Origin of the sequence: Variovorax soli (assembly GCF_031454625.1) — a bacterium.
GTDB lineage: Bacteria > Pseudomonadota > Gammaproteobacteria > Burkholderiales > Burkholderiaceae_C > Variovorax > Variovorax soli_A.
Genome location: NZ_JAVDRF010000006.1, coordinates 111,240 through 128,866, shown reverse-complemented (window position 1 = coordinate 128,866; position 17,627 = coordinate 111,240). Strand labels below are relative to the sequence as shown.

Here is a 17,627-nt window from a genome sequence, read left to right as displayed (position 1 = left end):
CCCCAGAAAGCGCCTCTCGATGTCACAGCGCAAGCTCTTCGTCACCACCGCCCTGCCGTATGCCAACGGCAAGTTCCACGTCGGCCACATCATGGAGTACATCCAGGCCGATATCTGGGTGCGGTTCCAGCGCATGCAGGGGCACATGGTGCATTTCGTGGGCGCCGACGATGCGCACGGGGCGCCGATCATGATCGCGGCCGAGAAGGCGGGCAAGACGCCGCAGGAATTCGTCGGCGAGATCGCGGCCGGCCGCAAGCAATACCTCGACGGCTTCCACATCCGCTTCGACAACTGGCACTCGACCGACAGCGCCGAAAATACCGAGCTGGCCCAGGGCATCTACAGGAAGCTCAAGGCCGGCGGCATGATCGCCACGCGCACCATCGAGCAGTTCTACGACCCGGTCAAGGGCATGTTCCTGCCCGACCGCTACATCAAGGGCGAATGCCCGGTGTGCCACGCCAAGGACCAGTACGGCGATTCCTGCGAGGTGTGCAGCAGCGTGTACGCGCCCACCGAGCTGATCAGCCCCTATTCCACCCTCACCGGCGCGGCGCCCGAATTGCGCAGCTCCGAGCACTTCTTCTTCAAGCTCTCCGACCCGAAGGTGGTCGACTTCCTGAAGCGCTGGACGCAGGACGGCAAGCTGCAGCCCGAGATGGCGAAGAAGGCGAGCGAATGGTTCGAAGCCGGCATGGCCGACTGGGACATCTCGCGCGAGGCGCCCTACTTCGGCATCGAGATTCCCGACGCGCCGGGCAAGTACTTCTACGTCTGGCTGGACGCGCCCGTCGGCTACCTCGCCAGCCTGAAGAACCATTTCGACAAGGGCCAGGCTGCGGCCCACTGGCACGAGCCCTCGCGCACCACGCAGAGCTTCGACGCCTTCGTGGCCGATCCGGCCGTGGAACAGGTGCACTTCATCGGCAAGGACATCGTCTACTTCCACACGCTGTTCTGGCCCGCGATGCTGGAGTTCAGCGCGCGCAAGACACCCAGCCAGGTGAACGTGCACGGCTTCATCACGGTCTCGGGCGAGAAGATGAGCAAGAGCCGCGGCACCGGCATCGACCCGCTCAAGTACCTCGCCATCGGCATGAACCCCGAATGGCTGCGCTACTACATCGCGGCCAAGCTCAATGCCAAGGTGGAGGACGTCGACTTCAACCCCGACGACTTCATCGCCCGCGTGAACGCCGACCTGATCGGCAAGTACATCAACATCGCGAGCCGCGCGGCCGGCTTCATCGCCAAGCGCTTCGGCGGCCGGCTGGGCATCGTGAGCGCCGATGGCGCCGCGCTGCTGGTCACGCTGCAGGAAGCCGCACGGCCGCTCGCCGCGCTCTACGACGGGCGCGACTTCGCGCGTGCGCTGCGCGAGATCATGGCGCTGGCCGACAAGGTCAACGAATACGTCGACCAGAACAAGCCCTGGGAGCTGGCCAAGCAGGCCGGCATGGAGGCGCGCCTGCATGACGTGTGCACCACCTGCATCGAAGCCTTCCGCCTGATGACCATCTACCTGAAGCCGGTGCTGCCGTCGCTGGCGGCGCAGGTCGAGGGTTTCCTGCGCAGCGAGCCGCTGGTGTTCGCCGATGCGGCGCGGCTTGCCGGCGAAGGCCATGCCATCAGCGACTACAAGCACCTGATGCAGCGCATCGATGCCAAGCAGATCGACCAGCTGTTCGAAGCGCCCGAGCCTGCGACCGAAGCCGCAGCCGAATCCGAAGCCGCCACCGTCCTTCCGGGCGGCGAAGGCATCGCGCCCACCATCACCATCGACGACTTCGCCAAGATCGACCTGCGCATCGCTCAGATCGTGGCCTGCCAGAAGGTCGAGGGCTCCACCAAGCTGCTGCACCTGACGCTCGATGCCGGCGAGGGCCGCACGCGCAACGTCTTCTCCGGCATCGCCTCGGCCTACCAGCCCGAGCAGCTGGTGGGCAAGCTCACGGTGCTGGTCGCCAACCTCGCGCCGCGCAAGATGAAGTTCGGCATTTCCGAAGGCATGGTGCTGGCCGCCAGCCATGCCGACGAGAAGTCCGAGCCCGGCATCTACGTGCTCGAACCCTGGCCGGGCGCCAAGCCCGGCATGCGGGTACGCTGACGCGCCGCCCATCGCACCGGATCCATCGATGAAACCCAACTTCCCTGCCGCCGCGCTCGTCCTCGCCCTGGCCTTCCCATTGGGCGGCTGCGCCGTGGTCACGGTCGCGGGCACCGCGGTCAGCGTGACCGCCGGCGCGGTGGGCCTGGCCGCCGACGCGGCGATCGGCACCGCGCGCATCACGGGCAAGGCGGTCGGCGCCGCCGCCGATGCGGTGCTGCCGGGCGACGGCGAATCGCGCTGACCCGGAAGGCGCGCCCACAATAGCGCCATGAGTTCGCCCCCGCCGATCGCCCGCTTTCGCCCTCGATTGATCGACGCGCTGGCAGGCTACGACAGGCAGCGCTTCCTCAAGGACCTCGGCGCCGGTGTCACGGTGGGCATCGTGGCGCTGCCGCTGGCCATGGCCTTCGCGATCGCCTCCGGGCTCAAGCCCGAGGCCGGCATCTGGACCGCGATCATTGCCGGCTTCCTCATCGCGGCCCTGGGCGGTTCGGCCGTGCAGATCGGCGGGCCGGCTGGCGCCTTCATCGTGATCGTCTACGGCATCGTCGAGCGCTACGGCGTGGCCAACCTGCTGATCGCCACCGCCTGCGCCGGCCTGCTGCTGTTCCTGATGGGGCTGTTCCGGCTCGGCACGCTCGTGCGCTACGTGCCCGTGTCGATCGTGATCGGCTTCACCAACGGCATCGCGATGCTGATCCTGATCTCGCAGATCAAGGACTGGCTGGGGCTCGCGATACCGAAGATGCCGGCGGACATGTTCTCGCAGCTGCACATGCTGGCCACCAACCTCGACAGCTTCAATCCCTACGCCTTCGGGCTGGGGCTGGCCTGCCTGGTGGGCTTGTTCCTCTGGCCGACGCTGCTGCACGACAAGACGCGGTTCGGCTATGCGGTGCACCTGGTGCTGGGCCGCATGGCGGATCTGCGCGCCGTGCGCGCCGGCTCGCGCGTGCCGGGACCGATCGTCGCGCTGGTCACGCTGACGCTGGTGTCCTGGGGCTTCAGCCTGCCCGTGGAAACCATCGGGACGCGCTTCGGCGGCATTCCCGAGGGCGTGCCGTCCTTCGCGCTGCCCGACTTCTCGTGGGAAACGGTCAAGCAGTTGGTGACCCCCACCCTCACCATCGCGCTGCTCGGCGCGATCGAGTCGCTGCTGTGCGCGCGCGTGGCCGACCAGGCCAGCGGCCAGCCCCGCCACGACCCCAACCAGGAGCTGATGGCGCAGGGCATCGCCAATCTCGTCACGCCCTTCTTCGGCGGCATGCCGGCCACCGGCACCATCGCGCGCACGGTGACCAACGTGCGCGCCGGCGGCAGCACGCCCGTCGCAGGCATGCTGCATGCGCTGACGCTGCTCGTGGTCGTGTTGGCGGCCGCGCCGCTGGCCCGGCATGTGCCGCTGGCGGTGCTGGCCGGCATCCTGATCTTCGTGGGCTGGAACATGGGCGAGTGGCGCGAGTTCTCGCCCTACATGCTGCGCCGTTTCAGCCGGCACTACCGGCTGCTGATGCTGGGCACCTTCTTCCTCACCGTGGTGTTCGACCTCACGGTGGCGGTGCAGGCGGGCATCGTGCTGGCCTGCGCGCTGTTCATCCGGCGCATGAGCACCCTGTTCAGTGTCGAGATGGTGTCGCTGGAGCCGCCGGTGCTGACCTTCAAGCTCTACGGCACGCTGTTCTTCGGCGCCGCGGCCAAGCTCGACCCGACCGTGCAGGCCATCGAGCGGGCGCCGCGGGGCATGACGGTGGTGTTCGACGCGATGCACCTGATCTCGCTCGACGCCACAGGGCTGGACGCGCTGCGGCAGGTGCACAGGGCGGTGCTGGCGCGCGGTGGCGCGCTGCGCATCGAGTCGGTGCAGGCGCAGCCGCTGGAGGTGATGGAGCGCTCGGGCTTTGCGCAAGAGCTGCGGACCGGCGCGGCCGCAGCGGCCGAATAGGCCCTAATTGGCGTTCGCCTCGGTGCTGCGATCGGGCGAGGAGCCCGCGCGCACCACGCGCTGGTCGTCGTTCAAGGTGGCGATGAAGACCATCGGCGAGTTGGGCGGCTGCGTCCAGCGCCATTCCCATTCGGTCTCGTTCCTGAGCGGATAGGGCATGCGCCGCGCCGGCTTGCCCAGCAGCTTGCGCAGGTCCTCCATCGCCATGCCCCGCTGGACCTTGGCGAAGTTCTCCGGCGTGAGCACCTGACGCAGCGCGGCCATCTTGCCGTCGGGGCCGATGGTGATCATGTAGTTCTTCCGGCCCTGCGGCTGGCGGTTGTATTCGAAGACCCGGCCGGCCGGCGAGTCCCAGATGTTCTCGGGCTCGCCGAAGCGCGCCCGCACGTCGGCCTCGGTCGAGACGCCTTCTTCCAGCTCGCTGATGCGCTGCGGGTCGCAGGCCGCCAGACCCAGCACGAACGCCATTACCGCCATTCCATGAACACCGCGGAACCGGCTTTGCCCGGCCGCGGATGTGGCCATCGGAAGGAGGTTGGCGAAGGCGGCGCGAAGTGCGCGGAGCCTGGCTGAAAGCAACATCGTCGGCAGTCTCCTTGGGGTCGTTGGAGCAGGCACGCTAACGCATGGCGCCGGCCGCAACAAGAAGGAATCCGCCGCTTCCGGCGGTCGGGGATGGGGCCCCGGTAAAATTCGCCCCCAAAGGTCCAACGCCATGTCCATCTTCGCCCGTCCCCACTACACCTCCGAGATCACGAACTTCATCGAGGAGATGAAGCAGAAGAAGCCCACGCTCGAGGCCGAGCAGCGCGCCGGACGCGCCCTGCTGTGGGACAAGCACCTCGACCGCAGCGCGCTCGAGGAGTACCGGGCGGCCCGGGTGCCGCAGCAGCCCTACGTGTACCAGACCCGCGTCAAGTAAGTGCCTATCCGGCCCGTCGCGAGCCACCGGGATGCAGGCCCGAGCGAGGAAACCCGCTCGGCCGGCCCCGAGATCGTCGTGGACGAGGACGCGCCATCGATCGCCGCGATGCCCGAGGTGATCGACCAGGTCGCGCTGGCCCGGCTTTATGGCGAACCGCTGTTCGCGCTGCCGAACGACCTCTACATCCCGCCCGAGGCGCTGCAGGTCTTCCTCGAGGCCTTCGAGGGGCCGCTGGACCTGCTGCTCTACCTGATCCGCAAGCAGAACTTCAACATCCTCGACATCCCGATGGCCGGGCTGACGCGCCAATACCTCGCCTACGTCGACCAGGTGCGCCAGACCAACCTCGAGCTGGCGGCCGAGTACCTGTTGATGGCGGCGATGCTGATCGAGATCAAGTCGCGCATGCTGTTGCCGCCCAAGAAGACGGCCGAGGGCGAGGAGGTCGAGGACCCGCGGGCCGAGCTGGTGCGCCGCCTGCTCGAATACGAGCAGGCCAAGCTGCAGGCCGCCGCGCTCAGCGCGATGCCGCAGGCCGGCCGCGATTTCTGGAAGGGACAGGTCTACATCGAGCAGTCGCTCAAGCCCCGCTTCCCAGACGTGAACGTGGTCGATCTGCGCGACGCATGGGCCGACATCCTGCGCCGCGCCAAGCTCGTGCAGCACCACAAGATCTCGCGCGAGGAGCTCAGCGTTCGCGAGCACATGAGCATCGTGCTGCGCCACCTGCAGGGCCGGCAGTTCGTCGAATTCGAGAAGCTCTTCGATCCCAGCCGCGGCACGCCGGTGATGATCGTCACCTTCATTGCGATGCTCGAACTGGCGAAGGAGACGCTGATCGACATCACGCAGGCCGAGGCCTTCGCGCCCATCTATGTCCGGCTGGCCTACGCGCCGGCCTGAGTTCTTCACCTTCCCCGTCTCCCATGGCATCACTGGACTTCGACGTTCTCATCGTCGGCAGCGGGCTCGCCGGTCTCAGCGCCGCGCTGCACCTCGCGCCGATCCACCGCGTGGCAGTCGTCACCAAGCGGGCGCTGGCCGACGGCGCCAGCCAGTGGGCGCAGGGCGGCATCGCCGCGGTGCTCGGCGAAGACGACAGCCTGCAGTCCCATGTCGACGACACACTGGTCGCCGGCGCGGGCCTTTGCGACCTCGCGGCCACGCGCTTCGTGGTCGAGCACGCACCCGCGGCCATTGCCTGGCTGCGCGAGCTCGGCGTGCCCTTCTCGCTCGAGAACGGCGCGCTGCACCTGACGCGCGAAGGCGGCCACAGCCAGCGCCGCATCGCCCACGTCACCGACGCCACCGGCGCCGCCGTGCAGCGCACGCTGATCGACACGGTGCGCCGCACGCCGAACGTCACGCTGTTCGAGCAGCACACCCTGGTGGACCTGATCACGGGCCGCAAGCTGGGCCTGAAAGAGCCGGCCTGCCTGGGCTTCTACGCGCTCGACGAGGCCACCGACGAGGTGCTCACCTTCCGCGCCCCCCACACGATCCTGGCCACCGGCGGCGCCGGCAAGGTCTATCTCTACACCACCAACCCCGACACGGCCACCGGCGACGGCATCGCCGCGGCCTGGCGCGCAGGCTGCCGGGTGGCGAACATGGAGTTCATCCAGTTCCATCCCACCTGCCTGTACCACGCGCAGGCGAAGTCCTTCCTGATCAGCGAGGCGGTGCGGGGCGAAGGCGGGCTGCTCAAGCTGCCCGATGGCACCCGCTTCATGCCCGCGCACGACGAGCGCGCCGAGCTCGCGCCGCGCGACGTGGTGGCGCGTGCCATCGACTTCGAGATGAAGAAGCACGGACTGGACTGCGTGCACCTGGACATCTCGCACCAGAGCCCGGCCTTTCTGCGCGAGCACTTCCCCAACATCCTGGCGCGCTGCGCCGAGCTGGGCATCGACATCACACGCGACCCGATCCCGGTGGTGCCGGCTGCGCACTACACCTGCGGCGGCGTGCTGACCGACCTGGCCGGCCGCACCGACGTGCCGGGGCTGCACGCCATCGGCGAGACCGCCTGCACCGGGCTGCACGGCGCCAACCGGCTGGCCAGCAACTCGCTGCTGGAATGCATGGTGTTCGCCCGCGCGGCCGTCCAGGCCATCGCCGCAGCGCCCCGGCGCGCGCTCGGCGCACTGCCGGCCTGGGACGACAGCCGCGTCACCGATGCGGACGAGACGGTGGTCATCTCGCACAACTGGGACGAGCTGCGCCGCTTCATGTGGGACTACGTGGGCATCGTGCGCACCAACAAGCGGCTGGAGCGCGCGGCCCACCGCATCGCGCTGCTGGAGCGCGAGATCCAGGAGTTCTACGCGCATTTCCATGTCACGCGCGACCTGCTCGAGCTGCGCAACCTGGTTCAGGTGGCCGAGCTCATCGTGCGTTCGGCGCAGGCGCGGCGCGAAAGCCGCGGCTTGCACTTCAGTCGCGACTATCCGGCGCTCGCCGCCCCGGCGGCGCCGACCATCCTGGTGCCGCCCGCGGCCTGAGCTGTAGGACATCGCGCAAAGTACCGGGCCGCAATTTTTCTCAGGGTAGATCTCCACTAGCATGCGGCGGTCCGTCCATGGCCTGCGCGGACGCCGACGGCGCGGCGCAGGGTCTTCTTCTCCACCCCCTCATCTCATCCTCATGTTCCGTACCCTGCTCAAGTCCAAGATCCATCGCGCGACCGTCACCGACTGCGAACTGCACTACGAAGGCTCGTGTGCCATCGACGAAGACCTGCTGGAGGCCGCCAACCTGGCCGAGAACGAGCAGATCCACGTCTGGAACATCAACAACGGCGAGCGCTTCGTGACCTATGCGATCCGCGGCCAGCGCGGCAGCGGGATCATTTCGCTCAACGGCTCGGCCGCGCGACGGGCTTCGGTGGGCGACCTGGTCATCATCGCGGCCTTCGGGCTGGTGCCCGAGGACCAGGTGCGCGGCCACCAGCCCAAGCTGGTGTTCATGGACGAGTCCAACCGCATCAAGGAAGAGCGCGCCCACATCCCGGTGCAGGCTGCATCGGGCGAAGCCGTCCCGGCCTGAAGCAGCGCCAACGCAGCTGCCGCGGCGTCGCCGCATCCCACACCCGACCCGGCCTGCGGCCGACCCACGGAGAAAGCACGACCATGCCAACCACGCCGGCCGCCAGCGCGGCCACGCCCTACGGCACCCTGCCGCCTGCCTCGCCGCCCGCGCAGCGCAAGCCGCTGAGCCTGCCGCGCCTGGCCGACATGCACGCGCGCGGCGAGAAGATCGCGATGCTGACCGCCTACGACGCCACCTTCGCCGCCATGGCCGACGCGGCGGGCGTCGAATGCATTCTGGTCGGCGACTCGCTCGGCATGGTCTGCCAGGGCCTGCACAGCACGGCCGGCGTGACGCTGGAGACCATGCGCTACCACACGGAGAGCGTGTTCCGCGGACTGCACCGCGTGCAGGGCACGGCCTGGCTGATTGCCGACCTGCCCTTCGGCAGCTACCACGAGTCGCGCGAGCAGGCGCTGCGCAGCGCCACGGTGCTGATGCAGGCCGGCGCCCACATGGTCAAGCTCGAAGGCGGCGGCTGGACCACCGACACGGTTCGCTTCCTGGTCGAGCGCGGCATCCCCGTCTGCGCCCACCTGGGCCTGACGCCGCAGACGGTGCACGCGCTCGGCGGCTACCGCGTGCAGGGCAAGGGCGAGGAGGCCGCGGCGCGGCTCAGGCGCGAGGCCCATGCCTTGCAGGACGCCGGCGCTGCGATGCTGGTGCTCGAGATGGTGCCGGCCGTGCTGGCGACCGAGCTCACCGGCGAGCTGAAGCATTGCGCCACCATCGGCATCGGCGCTGGCCGCGGCACCGCCGGCCAGGTCCTGGTGCTGCACGACATGCTGGGCATGAACCTCGGACGGATGGCGAAGTTCGTGCGCAACTTCATGCACGGCGCCGACGGCATCGCGCAGGCCATCGAGGCCTATGTGCGGGCGGTGAAGGACGGCAGCTTTCCCGACGACCGGCTCCACGCCTGGTAGGAAGACATCCCCATGCTCATCGCACGCACTGTCCCCGAACTGCGCGAATTCCTCGGCCGCTACCGCCGTCCCGCCTTTGTCCCCACGATGGGCAACCTGCACGAAGGCCACCTGGCACTCGTGCAGCAAGCCAGGCCGCTGGGCGACGTCACCGTGGCCAGCATCTTCGTCAACCGGCTTCAGTTCCTGCCGCACGAGGACTTCGACACCTATCCGCGCACTTGGGACAGCGACTGCGAGAAGCTGCGTTCGGTGGGCTGCGACCTGCTGTTCGCGCCCGACGAGCATGCGCTCTACCCTGAGCCCCAGACCTGCAAGGTGCATCCCGATCCGGCGCTGGCCAACATCCTCGAAGGGCATTTCCGGCCGGCCTTCTTCGTCGGCGTCTGCACGGTGGTGATGAAGCTCTTCGCCTGCGTGCAGCCGCGCTTCGCGCTGTTCGGCAAGAAGGACTACCAGCAGCTCATGGTGATCCGACACATGGTGCGGCAGTTCGCGCTGCCCATCGAGATCATCGGCAGCGAGACGCGGCGCGCCGAGGATGGGCTGGCGCTGTCCTCGCGCAACGGCTACCTGAGCGAGGCCGAGCGGGCCGAGGCGGTGCAGCTGTCGAAGGCCTTGCGCGCCATGGCCGATGCGCTGCGCTCGGGCGAGCGCGACTTCGCGGCGATCGAGGCGCGCGCGATGCGCTCGCTGGACGCGCGAGGCTGGAAGCCCGACTACATGCTGCTGCGACGCCGCGCCGACCTGCAGCCCCCTGCACCAGGCCAGCCGCTGGTCGCGTTGGGTGCAGCCCGGCTCGGCATGACCCGCCTGATCGACAACCTCGAAATAGACGCCTGACCCCTTTCGATGAGCTACAGCGTCAAGGAAATCTTCTACACCTTGCAGGGCGAAGGCGGTCAGGCCGGCAGGCCGGCCGTGTTCTGCCGCTTTGCCGGCTGCAACCTGTGGAGCGGCCGCGAACGTGACCGCGAAAGCGCCGTCTGCCGCTTCTGCGACACCGATTTCGTGGGGACCGACGGGACGCTGGGCGGCAAGTTCGCGAGTGCCGGATCGCTCGCCGACGCCATTGCCGCGCAATGGCCGGCCGGGTACGCGGAACATCGGCTGGTGGTGCTCACCGGCGGCGAGCCCTTGCTCCAGGTGGACGCCGAGCTCATCGACGCATTGCATGTGCGCGGTTTCCGGATCGCCGTCGAGAGCAACGGCACCATCGCCGCGCCCGAGGGCATCGACTGGCTGTGCATCAGTCCGAAGGCTGGCGCGCCCTGGATCCAGCGCGCGGGGCAGGAACTCAAGGTGGTGTGGCCGCAGCCTGGCCTGGCGCTCGACGCGCTCGAGGTGGAAGGGCAGTTCGCCCATCGCTTCCTGCAACCCATGGACGGCCCGGCACTGTCCGAGAACACGGCGCTTTGCATCGACGTCTGCATGCGCCGCCCCGGCTGGCGGCTGAGCCTGCAGACCCACAAGCTGACCGGGATTCGTTGAAGCCGATCCCCCGGGGCGCGCCGCGCCCCACCTGAATCCGATGGCCATTCCGCAACTCACCCTCAGCCAACGCTTCTTCTTCGACGCCGCCCACACGCTGCGGCGCGAGATCGAGGCCGAAGGCAGCCGCCGCATCCACGGCCATACCTATCACGCGGAGGTCTCGGTCCGCGGCCCGCTCGATGCCGCCACCGGCATGGTCATCGACCTCGGCCTGCTGCGCGAACGCCTGCAGGCGGTGCGCGCGCAGCTCGATCATCATCTGCTCGATGACGTGCCGGGCCTGGGCATCCCGACCCTGGAGAACCTCTGCCTGTTCATTTCCCGCGCGCTGGCCGACCTGCGGCCGCCGCCTTCGCGGGTACGGGTGTGGCGCGATGCGCTGGGCGACGAGTGTCTGCTGGAGCCCGCGCCTGAGCTTTGAGCGCGGAGATCGGCGCGATCAGGCCGCGCCGATGCCGGCGACGAGACTGCCCGCCGGCTGGCCGCTGCGCAGCCCGGCGGTGAAGGCCAGCATGCGATCGATCGGCACGCGCGCACGCAGGCCCAGCGCCGGATCGACGTGCACCTCGCCCTCGCCCGTCTCCAGCGCGCGGGCCAGATCGGCCAGGCCGTTCATCGCCATCCAGGGGCAATGTGCGCAGCTCTTGCAGGTGGCGCCGTTGCCGGCGGTGGGCGCTTCGATGAAGGTCTTGCCCGGGTTCAGCGCGCGCAGCTTGTGCAGCAGGCCGGTATCGGTGGCGACGATGAATTCGCGCGCATCCATGCGCTGCGCGGCAGCAAGAATGCCCGAGGTGGACCCCACGGCGTCTGCCAGCGCGATCACCGACGCCGGCGACTCCGGGTGCACCAGGACCTTGGCGCCAGGATGGGCCTCGACCAGCAGTTCCAGCTCGAGCGCCTTGAACTCGTCGTGGACGATGCAGGCGCCGTCCCAGCTCAGCATGTCGGCGCCGGTCTCGCGCCGTATGTAGTCGCCCAGGTGCCGGTCGGGCGCCCAGAGGATCTTGCGGCCCTGCGCGTGCAGGGCGCGCACCACATCGAGGGCGCAGCTGGAAGTGACCAGCCAGTCGGCGCGCGCCTTCACGGCGGCGCTGGTGTTGGCGTAGACGACCACCGTGCGGTCCGGGTGCTGGTCGCAGAAGGCGCTGAAGGCGTCGGCGGGACAGCCGAGGTCGAGCGAGCAGGTGGCCTCCGGGTCGGGCATCAGCACGCGCTTTTCGGGCGACAGGATCTTGGCGGTCTCGCCCATGAAGCGCACACCGGAGACGACCAGGGTCTGCGCCGCATGGTCGCGCCCGAAGCGCGCCATTTCCAGCGAATCGCTGACGAGGCCGCCGGTCTCCTCGGCCAGGTCCTGCAGGTCGGGATGCACGTAGTAGTGCGAGACCATCACCGCATTGCGCTCGCGCAGCAGGCGGCGGATGCGCGCCTTGAGCGCTTCGCGCACGGCGGGCGTGGGCTCGGGTGGCACGCGGGCCCAGGCATGGCGCGTGTCGCAGACGGCGCCGGAAAGCGGCTGCAGCAGTGGCTGCTCGTAGTCGACGCTGATGACGTTGGATGTCATGGATCAGGCTTCCTGAAAGCGCATCGAAAAATCGGTGGCCTTGACGTCCTTGGTAAGTGCCCCGACCGAAATGCGGTCGACGCCCGTCTCGGCCAGGGCGCGCACGCTGTCGATCGTGACGCCGCCCGAGATCTCCAGCACCGCGCGGGCGTCGCCCGCGGCATCGTTGCGCCGCACGGCCTCGCGCAGGGTGGCCAGGTCCATGTTGTCCAGCAGGATCATGCGGGCGCCCCCGGTCAGCGCCTCGTCGAGCTGGGCCAGGGTTTCGACCTCGATCTCGACGAACTTCGCCCGGCCGCCCGCCTGCGCGGCGGCGCGCAGCGCGGCACTGACGCCGCCGGCCGCGGCGATGTGGTTTTCCTTGATCAGAATGGCGTCGTAGAGGCCGATGCGGTGGTTGGTGCCGCCGCCCGTGCGCACCGCGTACTTCTGGGCCAGGCGCAAGCCGGGCAGGGTCTTGCGGGTGTCGACGATGGCGGCGCGGGTGCCGCGCACCGCCTCCACGTAGGCGGCGGTGCGCGTGGCCACGGCGCTCAGCAACTGCAGGAAGTTGAGCGCGGTGCGCTCGGCGGTCAGCAGGGACCGGGCGTCGCCTTCGATCTCCAGCACCACCTGCTCGGCCGCGCAGCGCGCACCTTCGGTGCCATGCCACGTGATGCGTGCCTGCGGCTCGAGTTGCCGCACGACGGCCTCGGCCCATGGCGCGCCGCACAGCACGGCGGACTCGCGCAGCAGGACGCGGGCGGTGGCGCGGCTGCCGGCGGGCACGAGCGCCGCCGTGAGGTCGCCGTCGCCGGCATCTTCGCGCAGGGCCCGTGCGGCATCGGAGGCAGCCATCTCGGCGATGAGGCGCGGCGAAAAATCGAAGAAGTTGTTGTCCATTCCGTCTTGTTCTGTGTGTCTTCGAGCGCGGCGCCGGGCTTCAGGGCGCTTCCACGCCGGGCTCGCGTTTCATCAGTTCGGCCACCGCTTCGGCGGGCCTCACGCGGCCGTCGAGCAGCGCCACCACGCTCTCGGCGATGGGCATCTCGACGCCCAGGTGCCGCGCACGCTGCACCACCGTGCGCGCGCAATAGACGCCCTCGGCCACGTGGCCCAGCGAGGCGACCGCCTGCGCCAGGGTTTGCCCTTGAGCGAGGAGCAGCCCGACCTTGCGGTTGCGCGAGAGATCGCCGGTGGCGGTCAGCACCAGGTCTCCGAGGCCCGAGAGCCCCATGAAGGTGTCGGCGCGTGCACCCAGGGCCAGGCCCAGGCGCGTCATCTCGGCCAGGCCGCGCGTGATCAGCGCGGCGCGCGCATTGAGCCCGAGGGCCAGACCGTCGGCCAGGCCGGTGGCGATGGCGAGCACGTTCTTGACGGCGCCGCCGACCTCGACACCCACGATGTCCTCGTTGGCGTAGACGCGCAGGCTGGGGCCGTGGAAGGCATCGACCAGCGCGTCGCGCAGGCCGGCGTGGGGACTGGCGGCGACCAGCGCCGTCGGCCGGCCTTGTGCGACCTCCTGCGCGAAGCTGGGGCCGCTGAGAACGCCTCCCACGAGGCCGGGCGCTACCTGGGCCTGGATCTCATGGGCCAGCAGGCCGTCGGCGCCGGCCAGGGCCGGCTCCACGCCCTTGCAAAGCCAGGTCACCGGGCATGCCGCATTGCGCAGGAGCAGGAGCTGTTCGCGCAACGCGGCCATGGGGGTGGCGACGATCACCAGCTCCGCATCGGCGACTGCGGCGAGCGCAGGGCCCCCGCGCACGACGAGTGCAGCCGGGAGCGCGATACCCGGCAGGTAGCGCGCGTTTTCACGCGCCGCCGTCATGGCTTGCACCTGGGCCGCGTCGCGTGCCCAGAGGCAGACCGCATGGCGGCCCGCCGCATTGACCGCCAGCGCCGTTCCCCAGGCGCCGGCGCCGAGCACGCAGATCTTCATCGGCGGCTGCGCAAATGGCGTGTGGGGCTTACTGCGTCACGATTGGCGAAGCCTGGCCGGCCGCCTGGGCCTGCTGCTGCTCGAACATGGCCTGGAAGTTGATCTCGGCCAGGTGCACCGGCGGGAAACCGCCACGCTGGATCACGTCGGCGACGTTGCCGCGCAGGTAGGGATAGACGATCTGCGGGCACGCGATGCCGAGGATCGGGCCCATCTGGTCTTCGGGAAGGTTGCGGATCTCGAAGATGCCGGCCTGCTTGGCTTCGACCAGGAACACGGTGCGGTCCTGGATCTTGGTCTGCACGGTGGCCGATACGGTGATCTCGAAGATGCCCTCGGCCACCGGCTGGGCGTCGACGCCCAGCTGGATGTCCACGGTGGGCTGCTCCTGCTCCAGCAGGATGGCCGGCGAGTTCGGCTGCTCGAGCGACAGGTCTTTCAGGTAGACGCGCTGGATCTGGAAGACGGGGTCTTGGGCTTGCTGGTCGGCCATGCTGGACTTTCGAAGGTCAAAACAACGCCCACCGGGGAGAGAAGTGTCCCGACGGCGGGCTGAAGCGTTTGGATGAATGAGGGAGAGGGGGCGATTATCGCCCCGCGGCATCAGGCGCCCTGCAACAACGGCACCAGGCCGCCGCGTCCGTCGAGCGCGATCAGGTCATCGCAGCCGCCCACATGGGTCTCGCCGATGAAGATCTGCGGGACGGTGCGCCGCCGGGTGATGTTCATCATCGTGATCCGCGCCTGCGGATCGCTGTCGATGCGGATTTCCTCGATCTGTTCGACGCCCTTGGCTTTGAGAATCTGCTTCGCTCGAATGCAATAAGGGCAAACGGCGGTGGTGTACATCTTGACGGCTTGCATCGTGCTCATGTCGGGGAGTTCAGGCCTTTTCAACCGGCAGGTTAGCCTCTTTCCAGGATTTCAGCCCACCGGCCACGGCTTGGGCTTGCTCGTAGCCCAGTTTCTTGGCCCTGCCGACCGCACGCTGGGCTCGCGCGCCATTGGCGCACACCAGCAGCAGCGGCACCGTCTTGTTCTTGACCGCGGCGGCGAGCTTCTCCTCGAGCTGGTTGAGGGGCACGTTCTTGGCGCCGATCATGTGGCCGGCGGCGAATTCCTCCGGCTCGCGCACATCGACCACCACGGCACGCTGGCGGTTGATCAGCTGCACCGCGCCCTGCGCCGTCAGTGATCCGGAATTGGCTCCGCGCAGCAGCGGCCAGGCCAGCATGCCGCCGGAGCTGAGCGCGATCAGGATCAGCATCCAGTTGTCGAGGATGAATTTCACGGTGTTCTCTTGAGTGGCAAATCGCGGATTTTAGAATGTCGGGTTTTGGCAAGCGTTCCCAAAGGCCTCCCCCATGCACAAACTGGTACTGATTCGCCATGGCGAGTCGACCTGGAATCTCGAAAACCGCTTCACCGGCTGGACCGACGTCGACCTGACGCCCCTCGGCGTCGAGCAGGCCAAACAGGCCGGCCGCCTTCTCAAGGCCGAGGGCTACGATTTCGACGTGGCCTACACCAGCGTGCTCAAGCGCGCCACCCGGACACTCTGGCACACGCTCGACGAGCTGGACCGCACCTGGCTCCCGGTGGTGCACTCGTGGCGACTCAACGAGCGCCATTACGGTGCGCTGCAGGGACTCAACAAGGCCGAGACCGCCAAGAAGTACGGCGACGAACAGGTGCTGATCTGGCGGCGCAGCTACAGCGTGCCGCCGCCGCCGCTCGAGCCCAATGACCCCCGCAGCGAGCGCGGTGATCCTCGCTACGTGAAGCTGGCGGCGGAGCAGGTGCCGCTGACCGAATGCCTCAAGGACACGGTGGCGCGCGTTCTGCCCTTCTGGAACGAATCGATGGCGCCGGCCATCCGCGCCGGACGGCGGCTGGTGGTGGCGGCGCACGGCAATTCGATTCGGGCGCTGGTCAAGTACCTGGACGGCATCTCGGACGACGACATCGTCGGCCTCAACATCCCGAACGGCATCCCTCTGGTCTATGAGCTCGACGACGAGCTCAAGCCGCTGCGGCACTACTATCTCGGCGACGCGGCCGCAGCCGAGAAAGCGGCCGCCGCCATCGCCGCACAAGGCAGGGCCTGAAGCCCAGAAAATTTGCCCCCGCGTCCTCGGGTACACGGAACAACGGCAGACAACCTCCTTCCAAGCTGTGTATATTCGTTTGACAGGCGACAAGGACATTTACATGGGCCAGAAACTCAAGATCACCGGCTGGGTCGCAGCCGGCGCCGTTGCCGGCGCGCTGACCACCGTCTCGTTGCAAACTGTTGCACGAGGTTCACTGGCTCCCCTCCCACTGGAAGAACTGCAGCAGCTCGCCGCCGTGTTCGGCATGGTGAAGAGCGACTACGTCGAGCCCGTCGACGAGAAGAAGCTCATCTCGGATGCGATCTCGGGCATGGTTGCCGGGCTCGATCCGCACTCGCAGTATTTCGACAAGAAGTCCTTCAAGGAATTTCGAGAGGGCACCACCGGCCGCTTCGTCGGCGTGGGCATCGAGATCTCGCAGGAAGACGGTCTGATCAAGGTGGTGTCGCCGATCGAAGGCTCGCCCGCCTTCCGTGCCGGCCTCAAGCCGAACGACATGATCACCCGCATCGACGACACGGCCGTGCGCGGGCTCTCGCTCAATGAAGCGGTCAAGCGCATGCGCGGGGAGGCCAACACCAAGGTGCTGTTGACGATCTTCCGCAAGGACGAGAACCGCACGTTCCCGGTGACCATCACGCGCGAGGAGATCCGCACGCAGTCGGTACGCGGCAAGGTGATGGAGCCGGGCTACGGCTGGATCCGCCTGTCGCAGTTCCAGGAGCGCACGGTCGACGACTTCGTCAAGAAGGTCGAGGAGATCTACAAGCAGGATCCCAACCTCAAGGGCCTGGTACTGGACCTGCGCAACGATCCGGGCGGCCTGCTCGACGCGGCAGTGGCCATCTCTGCCGCGTTCCTGCCCGAGAACGTCACGGTGGTATCGACCGACGGCCAACTCGCCGAGAGCAAGTCGGTCTACAAGGCCTCGCCTGAGTACTACCAGCGGCGCGCCGGCAGCGATCCGCTGCGCAACCTGCCCGCCGGGCTCAAGACGGTGCCGCTGGTGGTGCTGGTGAACGAAGGCTCGGCCTCCGCCAGCGAAATCGTGGCCGGGGCGCTGCAGGACCACAAGCGCGCCATCGTGATGGGCAGCCAGACCTTCGGCAAGGGCTCGGTGCAGACGGTGCGCCCGCTCGGCCCGGACACCGGCCTCAAGATCACGACGGCACGCTACTACACGCCGAGCGGCACTTCGATCCAGGCCAAGGGCATCGTCCCCAATGTGCTGGTCGACGAGAGCGCCGAGGGCAGCCCCTTTGCGGCGCTGCGCATGCGCGAGGCCGACCTCGAGAAGCACCTGGCGAGTGGCCAAGGCCCCGAGGCCAAGGACCCCGAGCGCGAGAAGGCCCGCGACGAAGCCCGCAAGCGCCTCGAGGAAGAAGCCAAGAAGCCGCCGCAGGACCGCAAGGTGCCCGAGTTCGGCAACGAGAAGGACTTCCCGCTGGTGCAGGCGCTGAACCGGCTCAAGGGCCAGCCCGTGCTGGTGAGCAAGACCCAGGTGATCGTCGAGAACAAGGAAGAGAAGAAGGAGAACTGAT

General features: G+C 68.3%; 20 protein-coding genes. 13 read left to right on the top strand and 7 right to left on the bottom strand.

Going from position 1 to position 17,627, the window contains the following annotated elements; translation table 11 throughout:
* Positions 1-19: 19 nt before the first annotated feature.
* From metG to J2739_RS15820, 3 genes are read left to right on the top strand one after another with little or no spacing between them, the layout of a single operon-like run.
* The gene (gene metG / locus J2739_RS15830) at positions 20-2,110 is read left to right on the top strand and encodes a methionine--tRNA ligase (RefSeq protein WP_309903287.1); all 2,091 of its coding nucleotides are present in this window, start codon (positions 20-22) and stop codon (positions 2,108-2,110) included.
* Positions 2,111-2,138: 28 nt separating this feature from the next.
* Positions 2,139-2,354 carry a hypothetical protein gene (locus tag J2739_RS15825; RefSeq protein ID WP_309903285.1) on the top strand — a complete coding sequence of 72 codons (216 nt, stop codon included), beginning with the start codon at positions 2,139-2,141 and terminating at the stop codon, positions 2,352-2,354.
* Positions 2,355-2,381: 27 nt separating this feature from the next.
* Positions 2,382-4,055, top strand: a complete 1,674-nt coding sequence (locus J2739_RS15820) for a SulP family inorganic anion transporter (RefSeq protein WP_309903283.1) — start codon at positions 2,382-2,384, stop codon at positions 4,053-4,055.
* 3 nt (positions 4,056-4,058) lie between these two features.
* Here the strand turns inward: J2739_RS15820 and J2739_RS15815 are convergent, their stop codons facing one another.
* Positions 4,059-4,532 carry an outer membrane protein assembly factor BamE gene (locus J2739_RS15815; RefSeq protein WP_309903281.1) on the bottom strand — a complete coding sequence of 158 codons (474 nt, stop codon included), beginning with the start codon at positions 4,530-4,532 and terminating at the stop codon, positions 4,059-4,061.
* 238 nt (positions 4,533-4,770) lie between these two features.
* Here J2739_RS15815 and J2739_RS15810 point away from each other — a divergent pair, with 238 nt between their 5' ends.
* From J2739_RS15810 to J2739_RS15775, 8 genes are all read left to right on the top strand, one after another.
* Entirely contained in the window at positions 4,771-4,977 is a 207-nt protein-coding gene (locus J2739_RS15810) for a DUF3460 family protein (RefSeq protein WP_309903279.1), read from the top strand.
* Positions 4,978-5,085: 108 nt separating this feature from the next.
* Positions 5,086-5,883, top strand: coding sequence for a segregation and condensation protein A (locus J2739_RS15805; RefSeq protein WP_309903620.1), 798 nt, complete (start codon positions 5,086-5,088; stop codon positions 5,881-5,883).
* 23 nt (positions 5,884-5,906) lie between these two features.
* Entirely contained in the window at positions 5,907-7,484 is a 1,578-nt protein-coding gene (gene nadB, locus J2739_RS15800; RefSeq protein WP_309903277.1) for an L-aspartate oxidase, read from the top strand.
* Between the two features lie 142 nt (positions 7,485-7,626).
* The gene (panD, locus tag J2739_RS15795; protein WP_309903275.1) at positions 7,627-8,028 is read left to right on the top strand and encodes an aspartate 1-decarboxylase; all 402 of its coding nucleotides are present in this window, start codon (positions 7,627-7,629) and stop codon (positions 8,026-8,028) included.
* Positions 8,029-8,111: 83 nt separating this feature from the next.
* Positions 8,112-8,996: a 3-methyl-2-oxobutanoate hydroxymethyltransferase gene (gene panB / locus J2739_RS15790; protein ID WP_309903273.1), complete on the top strand. Its 885-nt coding sequence runs from the start codon at positions 8,112-8,114 to the stop codon at positions 8,994-8,996.
* 12 nt (positions 8,997-9,008) lie between these two features.
* The gene (gene panC / locus J2739_RS15785; protein WP_309903271.1) at positions 9,009-9,839 is read left to right on the top strand and encodes a pantoate--beta-alanine ligase; all 831 of its coding nucleotides are present in this window, start codon (positions 9,009-9,011) and stop codon (positions 9,837-9,839) included.
* A gap of 9 nt (positions 9,840-9,848) precedes the next feature.
* Complete coding sequence (gene queE, locus J2739_RS15780; protein ID WP_309903269.1) at positions 9,849-10,487, top strand: 7-carboxy-7-deazaguanine synthase; 639 nt, start codon at positions 9,849-9,851, stop codon at positions 10,485-10,487.
* A 40-nt stretch (positions 10,488-10,527) separates the two neighbouring features.
* Positions 10,528-10,911, top strand: a complete 384-nt coding sequence (locus J2739_RS15775; protein ID WP_309903267.1) for a 6-carboxytetrahydropterin synthase — start codon at positions 10,528-10,530, stop codon at positions 10,909-10,911.
* A gap of 18 nt (positions 10,912-10,929) precedes the next feature.
* On the opposite strand, the gene nadA is transcribed toward J2739_RS15775, so the two are convergent.
* The 6 genes from nadA to J2739_RS15745 form a co-directional block, all read right to left on the bottom strand.
* Positions 10,930-12,054 carry a quinolinate synthase NadA gene (gene nadA / locus J2739_RS15770; protein ID WP_309903265.1) on the bottom strand — a complete coding sequence of 375 codons (1,125 nt, stop codon included), beginning with the start codon at positions 12,052-12,054 and terminating at the stop codon, positions 10,930-10,932.
* 3 nt (positions 12,055-12,057) lie between these two features.
* Positions 12,058-12,936 carry a carboxylating nicotinate-nucleotide diphosphorylase gene (gene nadC / locus J2739_RS15765; RefSeq protein ID WP_309903263.1) on the bottom strand — a complete coding sequence of 293 codons (879 nt, stop codon included), beginning with the start codon at positions 12,934-12,936 and terminating at the stop codon, positions 12,058-12,060.
* Between the two features lie 40 nt (positions 12,937-12,976).
* Positions 12,977-13,972 (bottom strand): NAD(P)H-dependent glycerol-3-phosphate dehydrogenase, encoded by a 996-nt coding sequence (locus J2739_RS15760; protein ID WP_309903261.1) that lies wholly within the window; start codon positions 13,970-13,972, stop codon positions 12,977-12,979.
* A 28-nt stretch (positions 13,973-14,000) separates the two neighbouring features.
* The gene (gene secB / locus J2739_RS15755) at positions 14,001-14,465 is read right to left on the bottom strand and encodes a protein-export chaperone SecB (protein WP_309903259.1); all 465 of its coding nucleotides are present in this window, start codon (positions 14,463-14,465) and stop codon (positions 14,001-14,003) included.
* Positions 14,466-14,575: 110 nt separating this feature from the next.
* Positions 14,576-14,836, bottom strand: coding sequence for a glutaredoxin 3 (grxC, locus tag J2739_RS15750; protein WP_309903257.1), 261 nt, complete (start codon positions 14,834-14,836; stop codon positions 14,576-14,578).
* Between the two features lie 19 nt (positions 14,837-14,855).
* On the bottom strand, positions 14,856-15,263 hold the full coding sequence (locus J2739_RS15745) for a rhodanese-like domain-containing protein (RefSeq protein ID WP_309903255.1): 408 nt from the start codon (positions 15,261-15,263) through the stop codon (positions 14,856-14,858).
* A 73-nt stretch (positions 15,264-15,336) separates the two neighbouring features.
* Here J2739_RS15745 and gpmA point away from each other — a divergent pair, with 73 nt between their 5' ends.
* Entirely contained in the window at positions 15,337-16,080 is a 744-nt protein-coding gene (gene gpmA / locus J2739_RS15740; RefSeq protein WP_309903253.1) for a 2,3-diphosphoglycerate-dependent phosphoglycerate mutase, read from the top strand.
* Between the two features lie 103 nt (positions 16,081-16,183).
* Positions 16,184-17,626, top strand: coding sequence for a S41 family peptidase (locus J2739_RS15735; protein ID WP_309903252.1), 1,443 nt, complete (start codon positions 16,184-16,186; stop codon positions 17,624-17,626).
* Position 17,627: the final 1 nt, after the last annotated feature.